Below are 17,181 nucleotides of genomic sequence, written 5' to 3' on the forward strand. Positions count from 1 at the left end.
AATCATATATTTGCGGATTATATAGTTAGAAATGGGCGTAGAGATGAATAAAATTTTACTATCGGTACTTTTAATATTTTGTGGAACTTCAGTTTTTTCACAAGATACTTTGCTAACTATTTTAGAAGAAGAGTTAGAGCGCGAGTTTAAAGTATTATCAAAAGCAGAGGTACCTGTTTACTACATGGATTACCGCGTAGAGGATGAAACTGCATTAACCATTACAAGTAGTTTTGGCAGTTTGATGGATGAGTCTAATGCAAGAATGAGGGTATTACAACCAACTTTAAGAGTTGGAAATTATAAATTAGATAATACCAGAGAGTTAGCTAACTATTATGGTGGAGGCTATTTTGGCGCAAATCAGGCACAGTACCTGCCAATCAACAATAATTCAAAAGCAATAAAGCAAGTTCTTTGGAGAGTGACCGACTTCGCATATAACAATGCAAAAGAGCGCTTTCAGGAAGTAAAGAACTCAGATATAAAGAATGAAATTGATGACTTCAGTAAAGAGAAGCCAACTAAATATTATGAACCTCCTGCCTTAGGCAGCCTAGACGAATCTTATTGGAAAAATACAGCTAAGAAACTGTCAGCACAATTTTTAGGAGATTCAAAAATAATTTCAGGTACAGTTACCATTAGCGGGTCATTTTCCCGAAAATATTTTGTTTCCTCCGAAGGCGCCTCAGTAGTTCAAAATTTCAATTTCATTCAAGTTTTTGTTAGCGGAGAAGTAGTGAATGAAGATGGTGAAATTGCTTCATTGTATAATTCTTATACAGCTTCGAACGAAAAAGGATTACCATCTTTTGATACTTTGATGGCAGAAACAAAAAGTCTCGTAGAAAACCTGCAAAAATTAAAAGAGGCACCATTTGCAGAACCATATACAGGGCCAGCTATTTTGCATCCGAGAGTATCTGCCGTATTCTTTCACGAAATATTCGGGCACAGAATTGAAGGACACCGCTTAAAAAGTGAGCAAGACGGTCAGACATTTAAAGAAAAAGTAGGCTCACAAATTCTACCTGATTTTATAAGTATTTATTCAGACCCAACGCTTAAAAACGTGGAAGGGATAGAACTGTCGGGTAACTATAAAGTAGATGATCAGGGCATTGAATCGCGGAGGGTGGAGATTGTTAAAAATGGGAAATTACAGAACTTTTTAATGTCACGTTCGCCCATTGAACAATTCTCGAATTCTAACGGGCATGGCAGGTCACAAATTGGAGCAGACCCGGTAGCAAGGCAATCGAATTTAATAATTGAAACAACCAGTAACATATCAGATGACAAGCTTAGAAAGCAACTGATAGAAGAGTGCAAAAAACAAAATAAACCTTATGGGTATTACTTTGAAGACGTAACGGGCGGGTTTACACAAACATCTCGTTACGCTACCAACGCATTTAACATTATGCCTACATTGGTATATCGCGTTTATGCCGATGGCCGACCTGATGAGTTGGTAAAAGGGGTAGATTTAATAGGCACACCACTGGCCATGTTTGCCGAGATTATGCAAGCAGGAAAATCCATTGATGTATTTAATGGCATATGTGGTGCTGAATCAGGCAATATACCTGTAAGTGCAGTGGCTCCTGCTATATTGGTTCGAAGAATTGAAACACAGAAGAAGCCAATTGTTGATATAAAGGCCGAGGAGCCAATTCTTGCCAGCCCATTATTAAATAAGAAGAACTGAAAAATAGGACAATGAAATATTTCATTTTAATCGTACTTACAAGCATCACAGTATCTTCATATTCTCAGCAGGTTGACAGTCTAAAACTTGCCATGCAAGATGAGTTGGCAAGAAGTATCAAAGAACTCGACCACAAGGAATATGGTGCTCCATTTTACATTGCCTATGATGTGAATGACTATACCAATACCATTGTTAGTGCTTCTTTTGGAGGATTGATTAATTCGAACCAATTCAAGCAGAGGAATATTAACGCGAGAGTTTTGGTAGGCGATTATGAATTTAATGATGAAAGTTTTTCTGCCGATAACGTAGAGCCGCATTATTCAGCTGATGATATGTTATTGCCTGTGGATAATGATTATCATGGAATAAGAAGATCGCTATGGTCTGTAACAGATAAAATTTTTAAAACGGCAGGCGAAGTATTTGTAGCTCATAAACAAGACTTAAAGGATAAGAAAAAGAAAATTAGTGAGGTGCCTCATTTAAAATTTGGTAAACAAGAGGCCGTTAAGATTACCACCAAATCAGATCGAATAACCATAGAAAAATCGGAGCTCGAATCTCAGATTTTATCCATTTCACGCGAGTTTCTCAAATACCCCGAAATAAGTGTTTCTAGCGTTGTACTTAATCTGTATGAAGGGAAAAACTATTTTATAAATACCGAGGGCACAGATGTTTATGAAGAACAGACCATTGTTACTTTAGTTATGTCATGCGCCTATCAAAATGAAGAAGGTGAATATTTTTATGATCAGAAAAAATACTTGTCTAAATCTCCTAAGCAATTATTTACCGATACAGACTTTAGCTCGGAAGTAAAGGAAATGAGTGAGCTTGTATTGACTTTAAAAGATGCTCCAGTTTTTGAAGATAGTTACGAAGGGCCAGTGATTTTTATGGAATCAGCCGTGCCGGCTTTATTTAGTTCTATTATACCTCAGTTTGTGCCTAAGCCTTTAGAGGAGGAAGACAATTTTTATGGCTACAGTGCATCTACATCTTTAGAAAGAAAAATTGGCAAGCAAGAATTTTCTAAAAGTCTGTCGCTCACACTTAAGCCATCATTAACAGAATACAAAGACATGCAATTATTAGGATCTTATTCAATTGATAATGAAGGAGTTAAGCCTGACGATGAAATTGTGCTTGTAAAAAAAGGCGTAGTAAACGATTTAATGGTAAGTAGAAACTATACCGGTAAAGAGTTTCAACCAAATGGAACTTCAAGTAGTCAGGGAGTTCTTCATATTGAAATTGATAATACTGTAGAAGGTACCGATGATTTGCAACAGCTTATGTTGAAAAAGATTAATGATGAAGATCTGACTTATGGATTAATAATTACTAAATTTTTTAATGATCAGTTCTTTCATGTAAAAAAAGTATTGCCAAATGGTGAAACCGAATATTATCGTAACGCCAGATTAATGGATTTTGATAAAAAGTCACTTAGAAAAATAGTTGCTGCCAGCCAGGAAGAAACTGTAACAAACGAGACAAACCTGAACTCTTACATTGCACCAAAGGCCGTGTTAATTGATGACGTTGAAATTGAGCCGGCAAGAATACCGAAACCTAAGAAAAAACCGGCTTTGGTAGAGAGCCCCTTGCATTCTATCAACTAAAGGCTATTCGTCATGCAACGTTTTCTTTAACTTTTTCAGTTCGTTATACTTATTCACATACCATTTGTGTTCCCATGTACTGGCGTAAAGTACAAAGGCAAAAACTCCAATAAGTATGAGCGTAAAGCTTAGGTTTTCGAAACCTTTCGTAAATACGGTTAACGTGGCAATTACCACAAAATAGTATTGCATGGTTTTCGACATTCTCACCACATAACGGGCATCGGACAAGCCATGCTCTAAATCGCCCTGAATGCTTCGGTCAAATTTATCTTTTCCTGATAACCTCTGGCTTCTGAAGTAGAGGATTATTGCAGCCGTTGCCAACATGAATACTGCCATAACCAAATCGAGAATAAGATCTTTTCCTTTTACAAAGTGGGCAATAATAATGGCTGATCCAGCTAGCAGGTTAGTACCAACCAATATATACTCCATGAACTTGGCTTTATGTATGGCGCCTTTCTTCTTACTCGTAATAATAGAATGCAACGCGCTTTCGTCTATCGTGTACATAGTCTTCTTGTTTTGTTCGTCCCAAACTTTTTTTAATTCATCAAACTCCATGATTCTCATAAGTTTTTGACCTTTCGACCAGGTGATTTTTAATTCGATAGATTTTGACTCCCACGTTTGATTCAGAAATACCAACCATTTCAGCCATTTCTTTGTAGCTGTAACCATCAAGTAAGAGCAAAGCAAGGGATTTATCAATCTCATTCATCTGTGCTATTTGATAGTAAAGCCAGTCCAATCGTTCGTCATGATTATCGGGCTTGTATTCCAATAAATGAGCCGACTTGTCAATATCCTGCTTACCATTAGAATTCCTTTTCTCTTTTTTAGACCATCTGATGGCCGTGTTAAAAGCTATTCTGTACAGCCAGGTACTCACTGCAGACTCACCTCTGAAATTCGGGATGCTCTTCCAAACCTGAATAGCAATTTCTTGGAACAGGTCGTTGGCATCGTCATTATTTAAAGTGTAAGCGCGCACCACCTTAAATAATAAAGCCCGGTAATCTTTTATCCACGAATTAAAAGTTTCCTGTTGATTCAAAAGGTTTTTTCTTTTAAGTCTTTGATACAGTAGTAACCTGATGCGGGCATATTATTACAAATAATGAATAAAAAAATTATAATTCGTTGATAGTCAGTAAATAGACTGGCAATAATTTGCAAATACTAAAGAAAGGTATCAATTTTATTTATTATAAGTTGGCGAAAAATGGATAGTACTAATCATTTAAAGAATTTGGTGGTTCTTGCTTACTCCGATGGAGTTTTCGAAGAATCAGAATTACATAATTTGCGAAATGCCGCAAAAGAATTGGGTGTACCAATAGAGCAACTAGATAAATGGATTGCCGATGCCGATAACATTGTGCTTACGTTACCTGAAGATAATGCTGAAAGGGAAAAGCAATTAATCAGCATGATTAAAATGTCCACAGCAGATGGGTATTTCTCACAGGATGAATATGATTTGTGCCTTAGAATAGCAGAAAAGCTAGGGTATGATGGGCTTGGACAGGCATTGAATTTCTGCATGAATGAATCCAATTTAAAGAACCTGATTGCTTTGGCAAGTGCCGATGGTAAAATTGATGATTCTGAAATGGCTGTAATTGAGGAGGCCGCTGAAAATGCCGGAGTGGACAAAGCTCGACTTGCAGAAATGCTGGCAATGGGTAGCGAGTTTGTACATGTTATTCCCGAACTAGAAGAGGACAGGGAAACGCAATTAATTCAAATGTTAAGTCTGGCTATTGCCGATGGGGAATTTACCGCAGATGAGTATCAACTTTGCAAAACTGTGGCTGAGCGTCTTGGTTTTACTCAGACAGAGTTGGATATGATTATTAAGCTTTCCTTTCAAGGTAAAATTGAGCTTGACGGAATTCGTGAAGTAGACGAGTAGCAGAATTTTAATTACTTACCAGGCTAGAGTAGGGTATTTCTTTAGTGAGAGAAACAAAGTTTCTGTTTTGGTCTATGCCTTCGATTTGTATTACTAAAGTGCCGGGAATTGTTAAAGGCTCTATATTAAATTGCGCGACTTTATTCTCCTCGATTTCGATATTACTATTCCAATAGACACAAGATTCTATGGCTTTATTGGGTGTGAAAGGTATTTCATTTTTATAAAATGAGGCGATAGCTGTGTAATTCATTTCCTTAGTTTCAATAGGTTTAATTATTTCTGGCACAACTTCTTTGGTAGTTACTAGAACAACACCTCCTTTGGCTCTAATGCCAAACTGTGTTACTGCACCTAAATTTTTAATAACCTGAATCTCTTTAACATTCTCAGCCCTAACAATATTTAAACTGTTGACATTAAAGCCCATTGGCATTCCATTTAATACAAAAAGAACAGGGGAACCGCTGTAATATGCCCTGTCTAACAGTATATTTCCATTGGTAGGGTTATAAAGGCTGATATTCAAAAATTGTCTTAATAAGTCAACAAATGGATCAGCACCTACACTGCTCAAATCTTCACCCTTAACAGTTTGCACTTTAACATTATTGAAGTATGTGAAAAGCGGCCTTTCATTAATAGATTTTTGTTCAATTTTAGAATCCTCAACTGTCACACCTTCTAAAAGTTGATAATCGAGTTGGTCATCGAAATAAAAATCAACAGGTTGAATTTTATCTTCATTATTGCTTCTATATACTTTTTTATTCCAAAGTAAGTCTTTGGGCATTCGATATTTTACTGTGTCAAACAATACTACTTCAAGCGGCTTACCTTTTTTTCTTGATGCACTCACAATAAAATCATGATCTTTATACTTTGGGTCAATCCTAGTATAAAAGGTATTATTGTCGATGTTATTAATCTCAATAATTTCGGAAGTTTCCAGATCTAAGGCCCAAGCTTTATATTTCAGAGTTTTATTGCCAGGGGTTATTACCTTCCCACTAACAATGTATTCTTCATCTTCAGTAAATAGGATGTTTTTATTTTTATGGTATGGTTGGATAGTTGAACTAGTCATGTACTCAATAATGTTTGAGCTGGAGTTGTATTTCGGATTTAGCTCCTTTATGTAAGCAGAAACAGAGACATTTCCTTTAACCCGTTTACCTTCTTCATCAATTAGTTCAATAGCAAATAATTTAGAATTACCTAAAGCACTCTCTTCTATGGGCGATAGCCTTATAGAAGTTTTTTTGAGGTTAATTGGAAACACGTGTTCATCTATTGATAAACCTTTTTCATTAAATAAAATTACTTGGGCAGTGCCTTGATTAAAATCATTAAATTTTAATTCTACTAGATGCTTTTTATCGGTTGCTGCCCAAATTATTTCGCCATTTACTAACACTATTAGGTTTGTGAGTTTATTTAAAGTATCCCCAGAGGTTATCACTGCACCCTCATTATTCGATTGAATTGAAAAATATTTGGATGTTGATATGTACTCTACATCCATGGGTTTATTTCGATTTTTAGATCTTTTGTTAGTTGATTGAAGGCTTTCTACTTCAATAGTTTTTGAAAAAAAAGAATCGGAATTTAAAGATTTATTTGTTGAGAATACAAGATTGTAAGTACCAGGAACAACTGTTGAATCAATGGAGAATGTTCCAGAACTTAACCCACTTTTGACCGCGTACCTATTTATTTTAATTAGATTTTGAGCGGAATCATAAAGTTGAGCGTATAGTGTATTGGAATTACTTGGCTTATTATTAACTCCTGTTAAGTATGCCTTGAACCATAAATTTCCACCTGTTAGATATGTTTCTTTATTCGTTTGAACATAGATTTTCTCATAATAGCTCTGATTATAATTTTCAATATTGTTGATGAGAGAGTCTAGTATGTTCCTTTGATTTGAGCTTGATTGGCCTTGAACTTCATAATAAATCACTGAAAATTGAATCAACAAAATCAGACTAGTCAATGCTCTTTTCTTTATCATTCCAGACTATATTTATAAACCCTGTAGGTTTAATTCTTTTTCAAAAGAGACAAAAGTGGAGTTAGAATCAATGCCCTCAATTTTCAGGATAAGAGTCCCTTTAATGTCTGGTTTTTTAAAACTTAAAGTAAAATCACCTTTTTCATTAGGTATAATGTTGTCTTCCCAAAAAATGCAAGACTCTAAATTTCCGGAAGGCGTAAATGGTTCATTTTCAGAATAGTAACTTGTAATTTCTACTTTACTTTCAATATTATCATTATAAGTTAATTGAATGTCAGTAATAAAATCTTCTGTATCGATCAGTATCACACCTCCTGCAGCTTCTGAACCAAATTGAATAACAGCACTTAAGTTTTTAATTATCCTTACGCTCTTTATGTAATTTAAATTTATGTCATTCAAGAGTAAAAGGTTTGTTCCTCTTGGGTAACCATTTACGACAAATAGCACAGGGGGAGGATATAAAAGACTAATAAAAGACTTGCTAAAATATACTTCTCTAGAATTAGGCAATTCTTTTACTAGAGCGAAAGTTGTATAGTTTCTTAGAAGCGAGAGTAAGTCGTCACCACCAACAACATTAATTCTGTCTTTAGTGATCTCCTCCACTTTCACATTATTAAAATAACTAAAAAGCTTAGTGTTGTTTACAGTATCTTTCTTTTCTGTTGTTACTCGGGATGAAGACACTACTATTTCTGGAAGAACCAGATGATCGAGATAATCTTTAATTTCATTTAACTGTTTTTCAGAATTATCATTCTCATCAGCTAGAATAGGTTCTTTAGAAGTTTGGTAATTAAATTGAGGAGGAAAAAAACTATACTTCACTGTATCATAGAGTACTATATCCATAGGTTTTCCTTTATAATTAGCGCCTACTACAAATTCAGAATCATAATCTGTGCTATCAATTTCAATTGAAAATATTCCATTATCCTCAATTTCTGATTCGTAAAATTTTCCTGCATTTATGTCAACGGCTGTTACTTTTATATTTTCTATTTTTCTAGGACGCGATTCAACTTTACCCGAAATGATATATTTGTCTTCAACGCTTTCTGACTCAAGGTTGTCACCTGTTAAGTTGAGATAGATTTCATTTCTATTGTATGAATAACTTGCTATATCAGTTTTTTCATTACGATATGGATTCAATTCCTTAATGTATACTGCTGCAGATAAATTACCTCTTAATGGGTTACCGTTTTTGTCTGTTAAAGTGACTTTGTGGGTTACCTGATTTTCAACTATATCAACTTCTTCCTCAGAAAATACACCGGTTATATCATTTAACTTTATTGGATGTGAAAGGCTTTCCAACAACTGATTATTTCTATCGAAGCAGAATATCGTAGCTACACCTTTTGGTAAAATGATATGTGGAATTGATATTTTACGTGTACCGATGAAACTACTTGCCCATAATAACTCTCCATTTACCTGCAGAATTATACTATAAAATGGATCGCTTGTGGTTTGATAATTAATTATTAATGAGTCGTTTTTCGATTCTATTGCCAGATTTTGTGGTGTTATAGGCTTGTCGAAATTATCAAACCTAATATTTCTTGGTGAATTAAAATTGTTGATAGCCAAAGGCTTAATAAATGAATTTTTGGTCTTTTTAGATTTTAAGGTGGAAAACACAAGATAATACGCTCCTGCATTCAAATCGGATTTTGTTTCAAAAGTTCCAGCCGATATGCCCTGTTCGATCTTATATCTTTTTACATGAATTAAGTTTTTTAAAGAATCAAATAACTGAACGTATAAAGTGGATGATGTCGAAGCACTATTAGATACGCCTGTTACATACGCCTTGAACCAGAAAGATTCCCCGGGTTGATAAATCTCTTTATTGGTGTGAGCATAGATATTTTCATAATATTCACTATTGTACTCTTCAATCGAGTCAATTAAATTGTCAATATAAGCGTTAACATCTTGGCTACTAGCAGCTGATGCTAGTGTTAAAATAAGCTGGAACAGAACAAGTATTCGCTTAATCATTAGGCTCGTAGTTTAGTGGTAAGATATCGGCTGTCCTTTTCCAGCCCCAATAACCATGTTGAATTAATGATGTAGGATCGTCTAGTTTGCCATCTTTAATTACAGCATATCCTTTAGGAGAATTTATTTCTAAAATTGAGGTTTGAGGTCGAGTATTTGTAGTTTCCCTTTGATAACTGGATTTCACAAGATGCCTAAACTCTTTATCTATATAATTGCGATAGCTACTTTCCTCTAGTTCTTTATACCTTACTTCGAGGTATTGGTCAAATTCAAGAAGCTTTATACTGTCTCGATCGTCCAAAAGTGTTTTTTTCCACAAGGGAAGTCTGAGCCTATCAGGCTCCAATGAATTAACTAGAGAGATTTCAAAACCATCTTTTTTAAGATTCTTATTAACTAATGAATTAATGAAATGATCTAATGAACCTTTGTATGCTTCATCTCTCCTTTTCTCCCACCTTCTCTCTTGTATTCTATTTTTATGCTCTAAATAATCATATTTGGGTTTGGTTACGTACTTTACCTGATCGTTTTTGTACTCAAAAAGTACGAGCAAATGACTTACCTTATATCCTAAAGATTCGTTCTCAACGATAATCAATTCATTTGCGGACGCAGTGAGTATATTTTTTTCCTCATCAAAGTCAAAATTGATTACTTCCGGGTTTAGTATTTCACATTTCGCAGAATTACGAGTAGTGCCTATAAATTCCCTCTTGAATATTTTAAGTTGATCCTCCCACTCTTTATTCGAAAAATTAATCACTACTTCGTTTAATTCGCTTACATTTTCTTTCAACTCAATCTCTATTTTATTCAGGTTGGAAATTGATTTGAGATAAAATATATAAGGGTGATAGCTAATGTGTGAGGCCACTAACTCAAAATTATCCTCAACTAATGCCTGGAAATGAAATTCACCATTAACATCAGTAGATGCTCCATTGAAAGTATTAGATATAAAGACATTTACTCCAGGTATTGGCTCTTTGGTATTTTTATCAATCACACGTCCCTTAATGAATCTGTAGGTCTTAGTAACTTTCCTTTGTTCGGCATATATTATTACCGTATTATTTTCAATCTTGTATTTTAACCTATATGGATTAAGTAGTTGATTCAACACTATTTCAAGTGACTTACCACCAATTTGAATGCTTGCAATTTTATTGGTTGGTAGTATTTCAGGGTTGTAGGAAAAATCCACTTTGTAATTTTTACTAATTTCTTCTATGGCTTCAGTGAGTACAATGTTTTCCAACGTGTGGATGTCTTCTTGAGAAAAGGAAAATAGAGGTATTAAAACCACTAGAACGATAATTGTAATTTTCATTTTAACAAGAACTTCCATTTATAATAATTTTACTATTCTGATTTGAAATACTGAGATGATACGTTTTCTTTAAAAGACTAATTATTTCATCGATAGTTTTATTTTCAAACTTGGCAGTTAAAGTGCATTGGGCTAAGTATGAATTAGCCAACTCAATTTCTACTTCATAGGTTTCTTCCAGAGTATTAATTACATCACTGAGTTGATCATTATTAAAAGTTATAATACCTGTATTCCATGCATAAGCATTCTCATTTCTCATTTTGTCCTTCACTAACTCATCATTTACAGCAACTACTTGCTCATTTTTTTCAATTTTTATACTACCTGATTTCGAAAGGTTAGACACTTCAACTATTCCGCTTTTTACATGAACCGATGCTTTTTTACCTGATCTTGCATTCACATCAAAGGATGTCCCCAACACTTTCACTTTCAAAGATTCGGTGGTAATAATGAATGGGTTGTTTTCATCTCTTACTACATCAAAAAAGGCCTCACCAGTTAATTTGATGTTTCTTGAAGATTGAAAATTGCTAGTGTATTCAATAGATGAATTTTTGTTCAATGTGATTAGAGAACCATCAGGAAGTATTATCTCCTTTTTGGCTGACTTCGAATGAACTACAGTTGTTGAATCATTTAAAAATGAGTCTGTCTTATCAGAATTAAAGTATAAATAGGACAATCCTATAGTTGCGATTAAAAGTATGGAGGCGGCAACTTTCCAGATTTGTTTCAATTGGAATGTTCTTGGCTCATTCATTTCAGACTGAATGGCATACCAAACTCGCGCTTTGCTTGAACTGTCTTTTGATGCAGCAGCAATCCAAATGGATTTTATTCTTTGAAATTCAGCTGCATTTTCTTCAGATTCATTAATCCATTGTTCAATAAATGTTCGCTCCTCTTGCGAGCAATCATTTGATAGGTATTTTCCAATTAATTCGTAATTAGGCATAGTTATTTAGGTGTCTATATATCATAGACAGCTTATCAAACAAATACCCCTATGTTAATTGTGAATTATTTTAAAAAGGCACTCATAATAATGACAGGCAAGTAGTCAATGAGAGCATCTCTTAATATAGATAGGGCTTTACCCATTTGGTTCTCAACGGTTTTGATAGAAATATTCAGTTCCTGTGCAATCTCCTTATTTTTCCTGCCCTTAAACCTACTTTTTATGAACACTTCTTTACATTTCTCCGGAAGGGAATCAATACTGGTGTTTAGTTTTTCTATGAAAAATGGGTCTGTGAATTGTTGTGTGTTTGGCTCAACAGTGTTGCTTAAATAGTTAATATAACTTAACCGGGTTTTCTTTCTTTCAAGCTTGTTTAAGCAACTGTTTTTTACCGCATTATTTAAATATGCCTCAATGGATCCTGTTATTTCAAGGTTTTCTCTGGATTTCCATAGTTTTAGAAATACATTCTGAATGACATCTTCGGCCTCTTCTTTACTTTCCAAAAAATAAGTTGCACGAAATATTAGTTTGTTAAATAAGGCATCATATAAACTTTTAAATGCCTGCTCGTCTCCCTCTTTAATTTTTGACCAAGTAAAGTTTTGAGTCATATCTACTAAGAAAGTAATAAAATTTAATTAAATCTTGATACATGTCAATTTCTAGGCATAGGATTGATTTTTCTAGACAGCCTTATCTTTATTGATTGGATTATCGGTTATGGATTAAAGTATTCTGATAAATTACAGCTTACTCACTTAGGCAGATTAAAATAATTAAACCTTTTTGTAAACCATTTTAAAGCAATGGTGTTTTAATGTTGTATTTCAAAATACATGAGTGGTTTGATTGATTAATAGAAACCCTAGGCAGCCCTGCCTAGGGTTTCTTGTGTATTAATTCTTAATTATTTTAACCTCATGTGTTTCTCCATCAAGGTTAACTTTAAGTATATAAAGACCTTTACTTAGTTCCACAACATTATGTGTAGTAAGTGAAGATTCTAATTGTGTTTTAAAAATAAGTCTTCCGGAAAAGTTATATATTTCTAATTCCCCATTTTTGAAAGACTTTTGGATATTTAAATGAAGTGTCTCATTTGTGGGTACTGGATAAGCAGTTACTTCCATTCTCAAGTCATCATCAAGGCTTGTAATCTCTTCTGCTTCAAATATTTCAAAACTTTGTAGTACCTCTGCAGGTAGGAATTGTACTGTTCCTCTATTATAAGCCTTTACTTCAATTATACCAGCTTCACTAATTGTAATTACATTATCATTAATTTCAGCTATTGAAGAACTAGTTTCGAAATTAACATCTAACCCTACAGATGAAGAAGCATTAAGCGATAACATACCATCTTCTGGCATTTCCTGATCTTCTATTTCATCAAATGATATAGTTTGGTCTGATTTTTTCAACCTAAAAATTCTGGCACCATATTGAAATCTATTTGTGAAGATCATGTTACCAGAAGGATCGAAAGTTAGGCCTTCATTTTGATTGATATATCTAGATGTATTCGGTTGTCTATGTGAAGATTTAAATTCAGGACTACCTAATACAACCTCAGGTGATAAGTTCTCAAAACCATTTTCAAGATTATACAATGAAATAGTCAGTTGTGAGTTACCAACAGCTAAAATACCATCATTGCTTATGGCAAGTCCAGTACCTTCAACTCCTGTTATTATTTCTCTATTTAATCCATCACTAAAAAAGTCTTCTTGTCCAAGTACATAATCGGCAGATGCACCATTACTCGTTGGTATTTCATTAAATACCAATACTCTGTTGTTGTTAGCATCAGATACTAACAACTCACCATTATCCGTTATGGCTAATTGTCTTACAATATTGGAAGATCGATTAGGGCCAAGTTCATATGTGGCAGTGTAGAAATTATCCTGAAATATTACATAGTCAGCCGGTGCGTAATTTGTTGTTGGTATTGAATTATATATTAATACTCTTCCATTATCAATTATTAGTAGTTTTCCATCCTTTGAAACTTCAATATCCTGAACGAAACTGAATTTTCTACTTGAAATTTCAGTAGTAATGCTTCTTGTATAGAAATCTGGTTCGCCTAAAACTACGTCAGCAGCTTGACCATTTACAGTAGGAATTGAATTCCAAATTAAAACTCGCTGCTCATCACTAACAATGAGCTTTGTTCCGTCATTGCTAAACGCGAGGCCTCTACTATTCCTCATTATAGATGGACTTGTTCCGCCTTCAACTTGACTGAAATTCTCTCTTCCTATTACTACATCAGCAGGTGTACCACTTTCTGTAGGTATTGAGTTCCATATTAAAACTCTGCCACCGTGGTTAATACCTGTATTAGTGTCTTTCACGCTGGAAGAAATGGCTAGTACTCCATTAATGCTGACAGCAGATTGATAAGTGATACCCGTATGTACGTTATCCACTAGATCAGAATTTTCGTCAAAAGCAGTTTGTCCCAATATTATACTCGCAGACTTATAATTTACTGGCAAATCAGGGTGATTAGGATCTAGGACATTGAAATAAAATTCAACAGGTTCTGCAGCTGCAAAGTTGCTATTACCATTATCACGAACTACTATTTTTACCAGTCCAGAATCTGAAGGAGTGTATTCATTGCCTGATAAAGAACCAGGACCTTTTTCAATTTGAAAATCCAATTCTTCACCTGAATTACTTGTTCCTGTTAAGGTAACAGAGCTGGTAGTCGTAAATATATCATCAATATAGTCAACAGTAATTTCATTAGGTTGGAGTAAAGTTCCATTCCAGCCTTGTACATTACCCATATCAACTGAATTAGCAGCAGTAAATGTGGCGCCACCAATGGCATGATTATTTTTTAAGTTGACAAACTCAACATCAATATTACCCGAAGCAACAGATATGTATGCCTCATTATCACCACTACCACCTGCATTGGTAATGGTAATCATATTATCAGCGGTACCATTAGCAGTTAAATTCTGAAGGGTGTAAGTAGAAAGACCGTTTAGTGCAAGCGTAGAACCTGGTTCTAAAATTAGATCTTGAATAGTCAAGTCGTTATTTATTACTAAGCTCTCTTCTACAATAATCTTGTTAAATGCAGTTCCTGAGGCAGCTATTAAAGTACCAGATTCTTTGAAAGTGATACTATTAAGGTTTGTCTCAAGCACATTGATGCTGTAGCCAACCCATGAATTAGTATAAATATCTGAACCTGTGAAATTGATATTATCAGAAAGATTTGTGATTTCCTCGCAGTTAATAGCTGCATCTTCAGCTACAATATTTGCATCTGCTAAAATTGTTTTAACCGTTATGGAATCATTAAGAATTACATTACCAGAAAGTTCTAAAATAGAAGATTCACCAAAAGATAAGGCTCCGGGGACAATTTCAGAATCAATTCTATCTTCGATAATAATATTTACTAATTCTTTAGTAACCAGATCAGAGAATAGCAGGTTTTCTTGAATTACTAAATTATTAGGTTTTTCCTTAGCTTCTAAATTAGCTTGATGAGTTACATCAGACCAATTCATAGAATTGCAGTAATTGTATGGTAAATCTAATACAACCGTTTGTCCGTCATTGTCAAATGAATTTTCATCAAAAAATACATTGTCAAATTTTCCAGGTATTTCATTCGGTGAAGTAGTTCCACCAGATGTGGTTGCCCAATTAGCGACCTCAGACCAGTTTCCACTGTTGCCAACCCAGAATAAATTGTTTACAGTTGGTTCATTAAAAATCCAACCCGTAGAAAGGCTTCTCCCTATGGAATTATTGGCTATAAAGGATGCGCCTCCGGAAGCTGTATTGTTGTTAATTTCAACATATTCGACAGTAATAGTACCTGAAGATTTTGAAAACCCTGAAGAGGGTATATAAGAATTAATTTCAATCATTTTACTTCGGGTACCATTGGCGATTAAATCGTTAAGAATTGTAACTGTGATAATTTCTAAATCTAAACGAGAACCGGCAACTATTTCTAAGGTATTCACACTAAATGAATTATTAAAATTGCAATGATTAAGCACCGTTATCTCATTGTATTCTATATTGTTGGTTTCAAATTCACTTGGACCTACAATTAATTCTGTATCGAAAATAAGATGACTGTTAGTTGTTGTAAGATTGTCAGTGGCATTATCAAATGTACCAGCCGTTATTTCAGAATTTGAAATATCTACTGTTGAACCAAAATTGAATTGAATATCTCTAGCTGAAATGCTGTTCGAATTAGTCATAAGAATAGCACCATCATTTACAGTTAGTCCAGCAACTGTTAGTTCATTCATTAAGGTACCTGTACCTGCGCCATATAGTGAAAGGTTTGAATTGCTGATAGCATTATTACCTATTTCTATGGTAAAGTCACTTTCTGACCAGAAATTGATATTAGGTATTTCTCCTTTAGCTTGATTTGATAACTCTAGACTGCCATTTAAATCTAATTGGAAATGGTTGCTTTGAGGTTCGAATTCAATGCCGAATGAAGTATTTACAGTAAAATTATTTGCTTGAGCAATGTTTTTGTCTAGGCTTACTTTGCCAGCTTCAGTAAATGAATTATTATCAAAAATAACATTATCATCTATGCTTGGGACACGATTATGAAAATCACTACCTCCAGAAGATGTCGCCCAGTGATTAGCGAAATCACTCCAATTACCACTATTGCCAACCCAATAAAAATCAGCTCCAGCAACAGGATCTAATGAAGCGCAAACGGTGTTAGAATATTTATTCAAAGCAGTAATTGCAACAACTCTATATAAGTAGGTATTATTTGGGAGCACATCTTCATCAGTATATGTTGTCTGGTTAGGCGCAACACCTCCAATGGATTGCCAACTGTCATTCGTAAATCGTTCTACCCTGAAAAATTCTTCATTCTCGCTATTATCAGTCCAGGTGAGAAGAACGCTTGCCTCTTGAGAAGTAGCAATTAGATTTGAAGGGTTTTCAGTGTCAGTATCTATAACTGTGATAGTGGCTATTCCATAAATAGAATTAAAATCATCTTCCCATTCAACAGTAAGTATAGATGTATTTGGATTCCAATTACCGTCAGTACCGTTAACAATACTAAATTGGTTTTCTTCGCTTTTTCTAGTGATATAGACTGAATTATCATCACGAATTTTTAAATAGACTGGTTGATTAACATTGAAATCATAATACGAATAAAACCCTCCGGTAATGTCAGATATCAGAAATTCATCAAAACCAGTTTGCTCAATCGTTACTGAGTTATTTGTAGCAGTTGGTACACCATAGTCTGAATAGCCACCAGAATTTAGTTGATTAGAAGTAACAGACCAAGTAACATTGGTAGGTATAGTTGGTAAGCAGTTTTGACCAATTCTGCTAGTGTTTTCTGATTTAGACTTGAGAAGAGTATTTTGTTTTTTAGACTCGACAGCCAATTTGGGTACTTTTTGAGAAATACCAGAAATGGATATCAACAGCAATAATGATAAGGTGAGTAGTAATTTTTGCATCTGATTTGTTTATTGAAATTTTAACAAGCCGCAAACTTACCTCCTTAATTTGTAAAAAGAAATGTC

Annotated in this window: 12 protein-coding genes; 4 read left to right on the plus strand and 8 right to left on the minus strand. The window is 34.3% G+C overall.

The window, feature by feature from the left end:
- The first annotated feature begins 43 nt into the window (after positions 1-43).
- Positions 44-1,714, plus strand: coding sequence for a TldD/PmbA family protein (locus tag JR347_RS07275; protein ID WP_205723388.1), 1,671 nt, complete (start codon positions 44-46; stop codon positions 1,712-1,714).
- 11 nt (positions 1,715-1,725) lie between these two features.
- On the plus strand, positions 1,726-3,348 hold the full coding sequence (locus JR347_RS07280) for a metallopeptidase TldD-related protein (protein ID WP_205723389.1): 1,623 nt from the start codon (positions 1,726-1,728) through the stop codon (positions 3,346-3,348).
- Between the two features lie 3 nt (positions 3,349-3,351).
- On the opposite strand, the gene JR347_RS07285 is transcribed toward JR347_RS07280, so the two are convergent.
- Positions 3,352-3,915 (minus strand): hypothetical protein, encoded by a 564-nt coding sequence (locus JR347_RS07285; RefSeq protein ID WP_205723390.1) that lies wholly within the window; start codon positions 3,913-3,915, stop codon positions 3,352-3,354.
- Positions 3,905-4,408 (minus strand): RNA polymerase sigma factor, encoded by a 504-nt coding sequence (locus tag JR347_RS07290; protein WP_205723391.1) that lies wholly within the window; start codon positions 4,406-4,408, stop codon positions 3,905-3,907. The genes JR347_RS07285 and JR347_RS07290 overlap by 11 nt, the downstream gene beginning before the upstream one ends.
- A 168-nt stretch (positions 4,409-4,576) precedes the next feature.
- Between JR347_RS07290 and JR347_RS07295 the strand changes: the two genes are divergently transcribed.
- Positions 4,577-5,269: a tellurite resistance TerB family protein gene (locus tag JR347_RS07295; RefSeq protein WP_205723392.1), complete on the plus strand. Its 693-nt coding sequence runs from the start codon at positions 4,577-4,579 to the stop codon at positions 5,267-5,269.
- A 7-nt stretch (positions 5,270-5,276) separates the two neighbouring features.
- Here JR347_RS07295 and JR347_RS07300 read toward each other — a convergent pair whose 3' ends face one another.
- The 5 genes from JR347_RS07300 to JR347_RS07320 form a co-directional block, all read right to left on the minus strand.
- Positions 5,277-7,286: a TonB-dependent receptor plug domain-containing protein gene (locus JR347_RS07300; RefSeq protein WP_205723393.1), complete on the minus strand. Its 2,010-nt coding sequence runs from the start codon at positions 7,284-7,286 to the stop codon at positions 5,277-5,279.
- Positions 7,287-7,298: 12 nt separating this feature from the next.
- Complete coding sequence (locus JR347_RS07305; RefSeq protein WP_205723394.1) at positions 7,299-9,302, minus strand: TonB-dependent receptor; 2,004 nt, start codon at positions 9,300-9,302, stop codon at positions 7,299-7,301.
- Positions 9,295-10,656 carry a carboxypeptidase-like regulatory domain-containing protein gene (locus tag JR347_RS07310; RefSeq protein ID WP_205723395.1) on the minus strand — a complete coding sequence of 454 codons (1,362 nt, stop codon included), beginning with the start codon at positions 10,654-10,656 and terminating at the stop codon, positions 9,295-9,297. Before JR347_RS07310 ends, JR347_RS07305 begins: the two co-directional genes overlap by 8 nt.
- Complete coding sequence (locus JR347_RS07315) at positions 10,640-11,599, minus strand: FecR family protein (protein ID WP_205723396.1); 960 nt, start codon at positions 11,597-11,599, stop codon at positions 10,640-10,642. The genes JR347_RS07310 and JR347_RS07315 overlap by 17 nt, the downstream gene beginning before the upstream one ends.
- A 65-nt stretch (positions 11,600-11,664) precedes the next feature.
- A complete protein-coding gene (locus JR347_RS07320) occupies positions 11,665-12,219 on the minus strand; it encodes an RNA polymerase sigma-70 factor (protein ID WP_205723397.1) in 555 nt (184 codons plus the stop codon).
- Between the two features lie 63 nt (positions 12,220-12,282).
- Between JR347_RS07320 and JR347_RS18470 the strand changes: the two genes are divergently transcribed.
- A complete protein-coding gene (locus tag JR347_RS18470) occupies positions 12,283-12,384 on the plus strand; it encodes a hypothetical protein (protein ID WP_205723398.1) in 102 nt (33 codons plus the stop codon).
- Between the two features lie 120 nt (positions 12,385-12,504).
- Here JR347_RS18470 and JR347_RS07330 read toward each other — a convergent pair whose 3' ends face one another.
- Positions 12,505-17,115, minus strand: coding sequence for a T9SS type A sorting domain-containing protein (locus tag JR347_RS07330; RefSeq protein WP_205723399.1), 4,611 nt, complete (start codon positions 17,113-17,115; stop codon positions 12,505-12,507).
- Positions 17,116-17,181 lie beyond the last annotated feature (66 nt).

It is taken from the genome of Fulvivirga lutea (assembly GCF_017068455.1).
GTDB lineage: Bacteria > Bacteroidota > Bacteroidia > Cytophagales > Cyclobacteriaceae > Fulvivirga > Fulvivirga lutea.

What these genes read in the sequence shown, in the direction of transcription:
- JR347_RS07300 (WP_205723393.1), bottom strand. Translation starts at nt 7,286, where the DNA reads ATGATAAAGAAAAGAGCATTGACTAGTCTGATTTTGTTGATTCAATTT.
- JR347_RS07305 (WP_205723394.1), bottom strand. Translation starts at nt 9,302, where the DNA reads ATGATTAAGCGAATACTTGTTCTGTTCCAGCTTATTTTAACACTAGCA.
- JR347_RS07315 (WP_205723396.1), bottom strand. Translation starts at nt 11,599, where the DNA reads ATGCCTAATTACGAATTAATTGGAAAATACCTATCAAATGATTGCTCG.
- JR347_RS07330 (WP_205723399.1), bottom strand. Translation starts at nt 17,115, where the DNA reads ATGCAAAAATTACTACTCACCTTATCATTATTGCTGTTGATATCCATT.
- JR347_RS07310 (WP_205723395.1), bottom strand. Translation starts at nt 10,656, where the DNA reads ATGGAAGTTCTTGTTAAAATGAAAATTACAATTATCGTTCTAGTGGTT.
- JR347_RS07275 (WP_205723388.1), top strand. Translation starts at nt 44, where the DNA reads ATGAATAAAATTTTACTATCGGTACTTTTAATATTTTGTGGAACTTCA.
- JR347_RS07295 (WP_205723392.1), top strand. Translation starts at nt 4,577, where the DNA reads ATGGATAGTACTAATCATTTAAAGAATTTGGTGGTTCTTGCTTACTCC.
- JR347_RS07280 (WP_205723389.1), top strand. Translation starts at nt 1,726, where the DNA reads ATGAAATATTTCATTTTAATCGTACTTACAAGCATCACAGTATCTTCA.
- JR347_RS07320 (WP_205723397.1), bottom strand. Translation starts at nt 12,219, where the DNA reads ATGACTCAAAACTTTACTTGGTCAAAAATTAAAGAGGGAGACGAGCAG.
- JR347_RS07285 (WP_205723390.1), bottom strand. Translation starts at nt 3,915, where the DNA reads ATGGAGTTTGATGAATTAAAAAAAGTTTGGGACGAACAAAACAAGAAG.